At 72.8% G+C, this 10,799-nt stretch carries 11 protein-coding genes; 3 read left to right on the top strand and 8 right to left on the bottom strand.

Translation table 11 applies throughout. The features are described from left to right. Window positions 1-11: 11 nt before the first annotated feature. Window positions 12-1,046: a helix-turn-helix domain-containing protein gene (locus O7617_RS01650; RefSeq protein WP_282261003.1), complete on the bottom strand. Its 1,035-nt coding sequence runs from the start codon at window positions 1,044-1,046 to the stop codon at window positions 12-14. A gap of 10 nt (window positions 1,047-1,056) precedes the next feature. Then, the gene (locus tag O7617_RS01645) at window positions 1,057-1,818 is read right to left on the bottom strand and encodes a TetR/AcrR family transcriptional regulator (protein WP_282260999.1); all 762 of its coding nucleotides are present in this window, start codon (window positions 1,816-1,818) and stop codon (window positions 1,057-1,059) included. An 83-nt stretch (window positions 1,819-1,901) separates the two neighbouring features. Between O7617_RS01645 and O7617_RS01640 the strand changes: the two genes are divergently transcribed. After that, the gene (locus tag O7617_RS01640) at window positions 1,902-3,491 is read left to right on the top strand and encodes an MFS transporter (protein WP_282260998.1); all 1,590 of its coding nucleotides are present in this window, start codon (window positions 1,902-1,904) and stop codon (window positions 3,489-3,491) included. On the opposite strand, the gene O7617_RS01635 is transcribed toward O7617_RS01640, so the two are convergent. The 4 genes from O7617_RS01635 to O7617_RS01620 form a co-directional block, all read right to left on the bottom strand. Next, the gene (locus O7617_RS01635; protein ID WP_282260997.1) at window positions 3,481-3,984 is read right to left on the bottom strand and encodes a hypothetical protein; all 504 of its coding nucleotides are present in this window, start codon (window positions 3,982-3,984) and stop codon (window positions 3,481-3,483) included. The genes O7617_RS01640 and O7617_RS01635 overlap by 11 nt on opposite strands. An 88-nt stretch (window positions 3,985-4,072) precedes the next feature. Beyond that, entirely contained in the window at window positions 4,073-5,704 is a 1,632-nt protein-coding gene (locus tag O7617_RS01630; RefSeq protein WP_282260996.1) for a RecQ family ATP-dependent DNA helicase, read from the bottom strand. 76 nt (window positions 5,705-5,780) lie between these two features. Continuing rightward, complete coding sequence (locus tag O7617_RS01625; protein WP_282260995.1) at window positions 5,781-6,731, bottom strand: TIGR03557 family F420-dependent LLM class oxidoreductase; 951 nt, start codon at window positions 6,729-6,731, stop codon at window positions 5,781-5,783. Between the two features lie 128 nt (window positions 6,732-6,859). Then, window positions 6,860-6,985, bottom strand: a complete 126-nt coding sequence (locus O7617_RS01620; RefSeq protein ID WP_255421242.1) for a hypothetical protein — start codon at window positions 6,983-6,985, stop codon at window positions 6,860-6,862. 216 nt (window positions 6,986-7,201) lie between these two features. Between O7617_RS01620 and O7617_RS01615 the strand changes: the two genes are divergently transcribed. Continuing rightward, complete coding sequence (locus O7617_RS01615; protein ID WP_282260994.1) at window positions 7,202-8,692, top strand: glycoside hydrolase family 3 N-terminal domain-containing protein; 1,491 nt, start codon at window positions 7,202-7,204, stop codon at window positions 8,690-8,692. Window positions 8,693-8,792: 100 nt separating this feature from the next. Here O7617_RS01615 and O7617_RS01610 read toward each other — a convergent pair whose 3' ends face one another. Both O7617_RS01610 and O7617_RS01605 read right to left on the bottom strand, forming a co-directional pair. Next, window positions 8,793-9,080: a GNAT family N-acetyltransferase gene (locus O7617_RS01610; RefSeq protein ID WP_145783975.1), complete on the bottom strand. Its 288-nt coding sequence runs from the start codon at window positions 9,078-9,080 to the stop codon at window positions 8,793-8,795. Next, on the bottom strand, window positions 9,077-10,303 hold the full coding sequence (locus tag O7617_RS01605; RefSeq protein WP_282260988.1) for a cysteine desulfurase-like protein: 1,227 nt from the start codon (window positions 10,301-10,303) through the stop codon (window positions 9,077-9,079). The genes O7617_RS01610 and O7617_RS01605 overlap by 4 nt, the downstream gene beginning before the upstream one ends. A gap of 76 nt (window positions 10,304-10,379) precedes the next feature. On the opposite strand from O7617_RS01605, the gene O7617_RS01600 reads away from it, so the two are divergent. Further along, window positions 10,380-10,745 (top strand): hypothetical protein, encoded by a 366-nt coding sequence (locus O7617_RS01600; RefSeq protein ID WP_282260987.1) that lies wholly within the window; start codon window positions 10,380-10,382, stop codon window positions 10,743-10,745. The last annotated feature ends 54 nt before the right edge of the window (window positions 10,746-10,799 follow it).

Here is a 10,799-nt window from a genome sequence, read left to right as displayed (position 1 = left end):
GCCACGTGGTGTCAGTCTGCCCGCCTCGTGTTGACCATGGACGCCGCGCGGTTGACGATCCGCGCCGGATGCGAGGTGCTGTCGCGATGTTCCTGCGGGCTCACCCCGTAGGCTGTCCGGAACGCCCGGCTGAAGTGGGCTTTGTCGGAGAACCCCCAGCGCGCCGCGATGGTCTGCACCGGTTGGTTGCGCAGCGCCGGGTCGGACAGGTCGCGTCGGCACCGGGTCAGCCGCAGATCGCGGATGTACGACGCCACGGTCGTCTCTTCGGCCTCGAACAGCCGGTGCAGCGACCGCACCGAGATGTGGTGGGCGTCGGCGACGACCCGAGGGCTGAGCGTCGCGTCGCCGAGGTGCCGGTGGACGTACGACTGCACCTGGGTGAGCAGTGCCCGGCGGCGGACCTCGGTGGGTACGGCGTCCTCGGCGACCAGGTGCCGGCCGAGCATGGTGGTGGCCAGGTCGAGCCCGACCGCGCCGAGTCGGCTCGCGTCGGCGGCATGGTACTGCTCGGGGTGCCTGGTCACCTGCAACAGGAACTGCGCCAGCAGCGCCCCGATCCCCTCGCTGCCGGACATCCGCCCGCCGTAGAGCGCTGCCATCCGCTGCGGTGGCAGCGGCAGCGCGGCGTGCGGGATCAGCGTGATGATCGAGCTGGCCTGGTGCCGCTCCGGCTCCGTCGCCTGGTGGCCGAGGTCGTGCGGACGCGACGCGTTGTAGAAGGTGAACTCACCGACCTGGATCTCGCTGCGGCGACCGTCCTGGCTGGACGTGCCGACGCCGCCGGTGGTGAGGGCGAGAATGTACACCTCCGGATCCGACTGGCGAATGAGTTTCGGGGTCCGGAAGGCGTCCAGAGACGGGTAGTCGTAGCTGACCAGCTGGATCGGCCCGAGGTCGACGAAGTCGGCCCGGGCGATGAAGTCCTCGTCGTGCTCGGACCGGACCTGCATCGGCGCCGAGGTGCGGGCGACCAGGTCCAGCCACATCCCGAATCGCTCACCGGGTGGCAGGACGGTCGTGTCGAAGGTTTCGCTCGGGAGCATCCGGGCTCCCTCAGTCCGCTCGTCTGTGGATCAGTGCCTCGATGCCGTCGAGGATCCGGTCCAGGCCGAAGACGAATTCGTCGTCCGGGTCGTCGTCCTGGTCGATGCCACCGGCGCTGAGCACCCGGTGCAGCGCCGGAAAGCGGGTCGGGTCGATGAGCCGGGTCAGCATCCGGCTGTAGGCGGGCATCATCTCGTTCGGCGTGACGCCGGAAACCTGGGCGCCCTCGGCGATCTGCGACGTGAGCGTGGCCTCGTTGCGGACGTACCCGGTGATCAGGAGCAGCGTCGACATCTTCTCGCCCTCGGCGAGCGTGGTGCCGTCGAGGCAGCGCAGCCCGTCCTCCAGCCAGCCGAGCTGCTGCGGGGTGATCGGCGGACCGCTGATCGGCACGTGTAGCAGCCAGGTCCGGCGGCGCAGCACCTCGTGCTCGGCCCAGGCCCATCGGGTCAGGCCGGCGCGCCAGTCGTCCTGCGGTGCGGGTGGGCCGGGTGGTGGGCCGTAGCCGGTGTCCACCATGAGCAGGAGCAGCTCGTCCTTCGAGCCGACGTACCGGTAGAGCGCCATGGTGGCGGCGCCCAGCTCCTTGGCCACCCGGCTCATGGAGACGGCGGCCAGCCCGTCGGCGTCGGCCACGCGTACGGCGGTGTCCACGATGGTGGACACGCTCATCCCCGGTCGGGGCCCCTTGGGTGGTCGCTCCCGCAGCCCCCAGGCGCTCTCGATGGCCGGCGGGAGCACTGGCCCGCTGTCGTCTGTCTGTGCCGCCACTTTTCCTCCTTGCCTCGCCATCCTAGTTCTGCGTATGGTCTACGCATTACAGCGTACGTCATACGCAGAAAGAGGGAATGATCATGATGACCACCACCACACCGGCGCCCCGAGCGGGCCGCCGGGAGTGGACCGGGTTCACGGTGCTGATGCTGCCGCTGCTCCTGGTCTCGATGGACGTGTCGGTGCTCTACTTCGCCGTTCCGTTCATCAGCGAGGAGCTGCGCCCCACCGGCACCCAGCAGCTCTGGATCTTCGACGTCTACGGGTTCGTACTGGCCGGGCTGCTCATCACCATGGGCGCGCTGGGCGACCGGATCGGCCGACGTCGGCTCCTGCTGATCGGCGCCACCGCGTTCGGGGCGGCATCGCTGCTGGCGGCGTACGCGGACAGCGCCGAGACACTGATCGCCGCGCGTGCCCTGCTCGGCGTCGGCGGGGCCACCCTGATGCCCTCCACGCTCGCCCTGGTGCGCAACCTGTTCCACGACGCCCGGCAGCGGGCCACCGCCATCGGCATCTGGACCGCCACGCTCACCGGCGGCATCGCGACCGGCCCGGTGCTCAGCGGCATCCTGCTGGAGCACTTCTGGTGGGGGTCGATCTTCCTGATCAACATCCCGGCGATGCTGATGCTGCTCCTGCTCGCCCCGGTCCTGGTGCCCGAGTCCCGCCACCCGGCGGCCGGACCGTTCGACCTCGTCAGCGGGGCGCTCTCCCTCGCGGCGCTGCTCCCGGTGATCTACGGCATCAAGGAGATGGCCCGCGACGGCGTCAGCCCGGCGCGGGTGCTCGCCATCGTCGCCGGCCTGCTGGTGGGCGCGCTGTTCCTGCACCGGCAGCGCAGCCGCGCGTACCCGATGATCGACCTCGCCCTGTTCCGTGGCCGGGGCTTCGCCGGGGCGCTCGCGGTCAACCTGCTGGCGATGTTCGCCCTGGTCGGCTTCGCCATCTTCACCACCCAGCACCTCCAGTCGGTGCTCGGCCTGAGCCCGCTGCGCGCGGCACTGTGGAGCCTGGTGCCGTCGCTCGCCGTGGGCGGAGTCGCGCCGGCCGCCGCCGCGCTCGCCCAGCGCGTCGAACGGGCGTACCTGATCGGTGCGGGTTTCGCGATCGCCGTGCTCGGCTTCGTGGTGCTGACCCGGGTCACGCCGGAGTCGCCGCTGTGGCTGCTCCTCGTCGGTGCCAGCGTCTACGCCGGTGGCCTGGTCATGGTGATGTCCCTCGTCACCGAGCTGGTCCTCGGTGCCGCGCCCGCCGAGCAGGCCGGTGTCGCGTCGGCGTTGACCGAGTCCAGCAGTGAGTTGGGCGGCGCGCTGGGGATGGCGATCCTCGGCAGCGTCGGCGCGGCGGTCTACCGCCGCGAGATCCTCGACGGCCTGCCCGCCGGACTGCCCGCCGACAGCGGCGACGTCGCCCGGGAGACGCTGGGAGGTGCGCTCGCGGTGGCCCAGGAGCTGCCGGCGGACCTGGCCGACGCGGTGCTGCACGCGGCCCGGGCGGCGTTCACCGACGGGCTGCACGTCGCCGCCGTCGCCGCCATGGTGGCGATGCTGCTGGGCGCGGTCACCGCGTTGGTGACGCTGCGCGGCGTCCGGCCGGCCGACCCCGCGGCGCCGGCCGCCGAGTCGACCGGTCCGGCCGACACGTCGCTGTCCTCGATCAGTCGTTGAGCACGTGGGCGAGCCGGTCGCGGAAGCGCCGCTCGGAGTCGCTGACGGATTCGCCGCCGATGCCCAGCACGCCACCGCTGGACGCGGCGCCCACCACCTGCTCGGCGATCTGCACGAGCCAGTGCTTGTACGCGCCGGCCTCGCCCTCGTCGACCCGCTTGGCCAGCAGGGCCGCGGCCTCACCGGCCCGCAGCAGCACGTCGTCGATGAGCGCGCGCGGGTCGTCGGGTGCGATGACCGGCAACTCGGCGCCGGCCTCCGGGTCGCCGACCCGGGTCACGATCTCACCGGCCACGGCGGCGACCAGCGGGCTGGCCGACTCCCGGCCGGCGGAGATGGTCTCCAGACCGGCCGCGGTCTCCGCCATGGTCCGGCGGGTGCCGTCGGACTCGGCGGCGCTCGCCGCGGTCAGGACCGACTGCGGCAGGCCGACCAGCAGCCCCCACTCCCCGTCGGAGAAACCGAAACCGGTGTACGCCGGTTGCTCGATCACGGCAACGCCCCTTCCGCCCTGCTCTGCTTGGTCAATCGGTGCTCTGGTCAGTCGATCCACCGGGCCCGACACCGGTGCCCGGGTCAGGCTAGTCGAGGGTCAGCAGGCCCTGTTCGGACACCACGCGCACCGACAACGTCTTGTACCCGACCTCGTCGAAGAGAACCGTCATCTTGTCGTCCTCGTAGGAGAGCACCAGGCCCGGGCCCCACTCCGGGTGACGCACCCGGCTGTGCACCGGGAACGGGCCGACCGCGCCCTGGTCGGCGACGCTCGTGCCGCTGTGGCAGTTGTCGCAGTGGCCGCAGACCGCGCTCATCTGCTCGCCGAAGTAGGCCAGCAGGGTCTGCCCCCGGCAGGCGTTGGTCTCGGCGAAGGCCCGCATCATGTCGGTGCGGGACCGGGTGACCGTCTGTTGACGCTCCGCCTCGGCCAGCGCCGCCGCGGCGGCGTCGACCGGCGTGGGGGAGTAGCGCGGGGCGCCGATGCGCTGCCGGGCGCGCGGCTCGGCGGCACCGATCTGCTCCAACAGGGCGAGATACTGGCCCAGCTTGCGCGGCCCGAGGCCGGTGGCCTCGCGCAGCTCGGTCTTGGTGGCCGGCTTGCGGCGTAGCAACGCGGCCAGGTCGCGCAGTTCGTCGACGTCCGGCAGGCCACCGCTGAAGAACCGTTGCAGGCCCACGTCCTCGGCCCGCCACAGCAGCAGCACCCGGGCCGGCTCCCCGTCGCGCCCGGCCCGGCCGATCTCCTGGAAGTAGCTGTCCGGTGAGTCGGGCAGCGCCATGTGCACCACCCAGGCGATGTTCGGCTTGTCGATGCCCATCCCGAAGGCCGAGGTCGCCACCATGATGGGGACCTGGTCGGCGAGGAACGCCTCGTGCAGTTCCGCGCGGGCACCGACCGGCATCCCGCCGTGGTAGAACAGCGCCGGGAAGCCGGCGTCGGTCAGCCGGGCGGCCAACTCCTCGGAGGCGCGGCGGGTCGGCACGTAGATGATCCCCGGCCGCCCCTCGTCGCGCAGCAGCGTCATCAGCCGCCGCCACCGGTAGTCCTCGTCGGGGCAGTGCGCCACCTCCAGGAACAGGTTGGGCCGGTCCAGCCCGGAGATGACCACGTCCGGGTCCCGCAGCCGCAGGCGGGCGATGATGTCGTCGCGTACCGGTGGGGAGGCGGTGGCGGTCAGCGCGACCACCGGCGGCCGGCCGATGCCCTCGATCAGGTGCCCGAGCGCGAGGTAGTCGGGGCGGAAGTCGTGCCCCCACGCGGAGATGCAGTGCGCCTCGTCGATCGCCACCAGCGCGGGCTTCAGGGAGGCGACCTCGGCCATCCGGTCGGGGTTGCTGAGCTGCTCCGGGGTGATGAACAGGAACTCGGCCCGGCCCTCGCGGACCTCGGTGATCGCCTCGGCCTGCTGGGCGGCCGACTCGTTCGAGCTGATCCGCACCGCCCTCAGCTCCGGGCGTTGCCGCTCGTTGAGGGCGGCGATCTGGTCCTGTTGGAGCGCCAGCAGCGGGGAGATCACCACGGTGGGGCCGGGGATCAGGCTGGCCGGAATCTGGTAGATGGCCGACTTGCCGGCGCCGGTGGGCAACACCACCAGGGCGTCCCGTCGCTTCATCACCGCGCGCATGGCGGCCAACTGGTTGGGCCGCAGGGCCTTCCAGCCGAAGAGGCTCCGGGCGGCGCGGCGCAACGTCATCGAATGCGTGGACAGTTTCATCGAGGGCCGGAGGTACCCGAGCCCATGACCGCCGAAACAAGTCCGGGCGATCATGGGCTGTCGGGCCCTGGCCGGCTCAGCGCAGCCGGGGTAGGACCTCGCGCTGGTAGAGATCGAACAGGCCCTGGTGGTGCGGGCCGGTGTTGGCCACGTAGACCTCGTCGAAACCGGCCTTGGCGTACTTGTCGATCATCTCCAGGTGCGCGTCGACGCTGTTGCCGCAGACGAACGCCTCCTTGAGCATCTCCGGCTCGACCAGCTCGGCGGCCTGCTCGAAGTGGCGTGGTGAGGGCAGCACCTGGGACAACTCGCCCGGCACGCCCGCGTTCGGCCACCGCTCGTACGCGATGCGCATCCCCTCGTCCTCGCTGTCCGCGTACGCCGCCTTGAAGCCGGCCTGGCAGGGCTTGTCGCCGCCGCCGTTCTCGCGGAAACGCCGGACCATGTCGCCGTCGGGCATGGTGCTCACGTAGCCGTCGCCGATGCGCGCGGCGAGGTCGATGGCCTTCGGGCCGAAACCGGAGACGTAGATCGGCGGGGGAGTGTCGGGCAGCGTGTAGATCCGGGCGTGCTCGACCGTGTAGTGCTTGCCGTGGTGGTTGACGAACCCGCCGCCCCACAGCTCGCGCAGCACCTCGACGGCCTCCTCCAGCATCTCCAGGCGGACGTCGGCCTGCGGCCAGGCGTCGCCGAAGATGTGCTCGTTGAGGGCCTCGCCGGTGCCGACGCCGAGCACGAACCGTCCGCCGTGCAGCACCGCGCTGGTCGCCGCCGCCTGCGCGATCACGGCCGGGTGGATCCGCACCGTCGGGCAGGTCACGGCGGTGGTCACCGGCAGCGAACAGACCTGGCTGAGCGCGCCGATCATCGACCAGACGAAGGGGCTCTGGCCCTGCGCGTCCACCCAGGGGTGGTAGTGGTCGGAGATCCACAGCGCCTCGAAACCGGCCCGTTCGGCGCCCTGCGCCTGCTCCAGCAGCTCGGCTGGCGTGAACTCCTCACTGGACAGAAAGTATCCGATCTTCATGGTCTCCCCTTCGGCGCGCGGACCTGCTGATGGGGAGAGCCGTACCCCGGGCGTGGTCGGCCACACCGGACGGCCGGGGCCCGTTCGCTCGGCGTCGGCCGGACCGGCCGTCCTGTGGGGTCGTTCGCTCAGCGTCGGCCGAACATCGCCCGGATCGCGGCGAGCAGCAGCAGGGCGCCGACCACCAGGCCGAGCAGGCGTACGCCGGGGATGTCGGCCGGGCTCGTCGCGTCGGCCAGCAGGGCGGGATCCATCCCCGCACTCTCCCGGCGGCAGGCCCCTGAGGCAACTGTAAGGTTTATTGACTATTGAATCGCCCGGTGTGACCATGGCATGACCGCCTGCCGGTGGCGGTGCGCCGATGGCGTGCGAGAGATGGGGTACGGGGGCCGCATGAGCGAGCGCAACCAGCGGGTCGACGGGGGCGCACCGACGCCGGTGATCGAGATCGATCGTTCCGAGGGGGCGGCGTGACCACTCCCGCCGGCCACCTCCCGGCGCTCGCCGCCGCCGTCCTGCAGCCCGGGTTCGTCGGCACCACCCCGCCACCGTGGGTGTGCCGCTGGCTCGGCGAGGGACTCGGCGCCGTGGTGCTCTTCGCCCGCAACGTCGTCGACCCCGCCCAGGTGGCGGCGCTCACCGCGACGCTGCGCGCGGAACGGCCCGACGTCATCGTCGCGATCGACGAGGAGGCCGGCGACGTCACCCGACTGGAATCGGTGCACGGCAGCTCCCGGCCCGGCAACCTCGCCCTCGGCGCGGTCGACGACCCGGAGCTGACCGAGGCGGTCGCCCGGGACCTCGGCGTCGAGCTGGCCGCCGCCGGGGTGACGCTCAACTACGCCCCGGACGCCGACGTCAACTCCAACCCGGACAACCCGGTGATCGGCGTACGCGCCTTCGGCGCCGACCCCGCGCTCGTCGCGCGACACACCGCCGCCTGGGTGCGCGGGCTCCAGGCCGGGGGCGTGGCCGCCTGCGCCAAACACTTCCCGGGGCACGGCGACACCCACGTCGACTCCCACCACGACCTGCCCCGGATCACCGCCGACCGGGACCGCCTCGACGCCTGCGAGCTGGCCCCGTTCCGGGCTGCTGTCGCCGCCGGGGTGCAGGCGGTGATGACCGGCCACCTGCTGGTGCCGGCCCTCGACCCGGAACTGCCGGCCACGCTGAGCCAGCGCATCCTCGGCGGGCTGCTCCGCGACGAGATGGGCTTCTCCGGTGTGGTGGTGACCGACGCGATGGAGATGCGCGCGGTCGCCGACCGGTACGGGTTCGCCGGGGCCACCGTCCGCGCCCTGGCGGCGGGGGCGGACGCGATCTGCGTCGGCGGCGAGCGGGCCGACGAGCAGGCGGCACGCGAGCTTCGCGACGCCGTCGTCGCCGCCGTCGTCTCCGGTGAGCTGCCCGAGGAACGGCTCGCCGAGGCTGCCAAGCGGGTCGGACAGCTCGCCGCCTGGACGATGGCCGCCCGCACCGCCGGGTCGGCGGGGCGACGCGACGCCGCCGACGTCGGACTGGTCGCCGCCCGCCGCGCCGTCCGGGTCACCACCTCCCGGACCGCGGCGACCGCGCTGCCGCTGACCCGCCCGGCGTACGTCGTCGAGTTCGAGCCCCTCCGCAACATCGCCATCGGCGCGGAGACCCCGTGGGGCATCGGCGCGCCCCTGGGCGAGTTACTGCCCGGCACCAGCACGGTCCGCTACGCCGAGACCGACGTACCGGCCGACCCGGGCGCGGGGGCGGGCAGCCGCCCGCTCGTCCTGGTGGTCCGCGACCTGCACCGGCACGAGTGGATGCGCTCCGCCGTGCACCGGGCGTTGGCCGCCCGGCCGGACGCGCTGGTGGTCGAGTTGGGCGTGCCGGAGTTGGTGACCGGGTCGGTGCACCTGGCCACCCACGGCGCGACCCGGGCCAGCGGACGGGCCGCCGCCGAGGTGCTGACCGGCGCCCGCTGACCGGCCCCCGCGTGTTGGCCGACCGGCGCCCGCTGTCCGGCCCGCGCGTGTTGGCCGACCGGCGCCCGCTGTCCGGCCCGCGCCCGCTGTCGGGCCCGCGTTACGGCAGGTCGGCCACCAGGTCGGCGTACTCGGGGTGCTTGTCGATGAACGCCGCCATGAAGGGGCACTGCGGCACCACAGTCGCGCCCCGGGCACGGACCTCGTCCAGGGTGCCCCGGATCAGCGCGCCGCCCACGCCCTTGCCCTGGAAGCCCCGGTCCACCTCGGTGTGGGTGAAGACCAGGACCTCCCCGCGCATCAGGTAGGCGGTGAAGCCGGCCAGCGCGTCGTCGACCAGGATCTCGAAGCGGCGCTTCGCCGGGTTGTCCTCGACCAGGGTGCTCATCCGGCCATTGTCCCCGCGGCGTCGGCCAGCGCGTCGAGTTCGGCGAGCAACCGGTCCACCTCGTCGGCCGTGTTGTAGTGGTAGATGCTGGCCCGCACCGCGCCGCCGCTGTCGCGCAGACCCATCAGCTCGAAGTACTCGTAGGCGTAGTAGTCGCCGACGGAGAGGCAGAACCCGGCGGCGCCCAACGCCTCCTGGGTGGCCGCCGGGGTCACGCCGGCGACCCGGAACGAGACCGTCGGGCAGCGCCGGGCCGGCGACCCGTAGACGGTGATCGCCGGTTGCTGGGCCAGCCCGGCGAGCAGGCGGTCCAGCAGTGCCTCCTCATGCGCCTGCGCGGCGGCCAGCCCGGCCCGCAGCCGCGCCCGCCGGTCCCCGACCGCGTCCGGATCCAGCCCCGCCAGGTGATCCACCGCCGCCGTGACACCGGCGAGCAGCGGGAAGCTCGGCGTGCCGTACTCGAACCGGTCCGGCACCGCGTCCGAGGACGGCACCAGCTTCGCCGGGCGCAGCGCCTCCCACCGGGCCGGGTCGGCCACCATCGCCGCCAGGTGCGGGCCGGACCACTTGTACGCGCTGGTCACCAGCACGTCGGCACCGAGCGAGGCCAGGTCCGTCGGTCCGTGTGGAACCGAGTGCACCCCGTCGACACAGACCAACGCGCCGACCGCGTGCGCGATCTTGGCGATCGTCGGCACGTCCGGCACGGTGCCGATGGCGTTGCTGCCGGCGGTCACCGCGACCAGCCGGGTCCGCTCACCGACCAGGTCGGCGTACTGGGCGGCGGGCAGCTCACCGGTGCCCCTGTCGACCTCGGCCCAGCGCACCGTCGCACCGGCCGCCTCGGCGGCCTGCACCCACGGCCGGATGTTCGCGTCGTGGTCGAGGCGGGACACCACCACCTCGTCACCCGGACGCCAGCTCGCGCCGAGCGTACGGGCCAGGGTGTACGTCAGCGCGGTGGCACTCGGACCGAGCACCACCCCGGCCGGGTCGGCGCCGAGCAGGTCGGCGACCGCCGAGCGGGCCTCGGCCACCAGCTCCAACGACCGGCGACCCGGTACGGAGGCGGCGCTGCGGTTGCCGACCGCCGACCGCATGGCGTCGGTGACCGCGTCGATCACACCCGCCGCGGTCTGGGTGCCGCCGGCACCGTCGAAATGGACGAAGCCCTCGGTCAGGGCGGGGTACGCGGCCCGGGCGCGGGCGATGTCGAACGGCATGTAGCGGACCCTAGCCGGGGCGCTCCCGGCGCTCGCCGTCGCCTCGGCGTCGCGGGCGTCTCGTACTCTTGGCGGGGTGACGAACCGACCCGCCACCATGCCCATGCCCCCCGTCCGCCGCGCCGCCGGTCTCTTCGCCGGTCTGGCGCTCGGCCTCGCCGTGCTCGCCGGTTGCAGCTCCCAGGGCGCCTCCACAGACTGCGCCGTGGACGCCTGCACGGTCACCTTCGATCGGGGTGTCGAAGCCCGGACCACGATCCTGGGCGTCGAGGCCAAACTGGTCGGCGCCGAGGGCGACCAGGTGACCGTCGAGGTCGCCGGGGAGCAGCTCACCCTGACCATGGGCCAGCAGGCCGCCGAGGCCGGCGGTTTCGCGGTCACCCTGGACAGCGTCACCGACCAGCAGGTGAAGGTCCGCGTCTCGCGCAACCCCGGTAACTGACCTCACGCGGGGAGGCGGTGGCCGACGTTTGGGAATCTTCGTAATCGGAGATTG

Source organism: Micromonospora sp. WMMD1155 (genome assembly GCF_029581275.1).
Classification (GTDB): Bacteria; Actinomycetota; Actinomycetes; order Mycobacteriales; family Micromonosporaceae; genus Micromonospora.
This window is presented reverse-complemented; position numbering and strand designations above follow the sequence as displayed.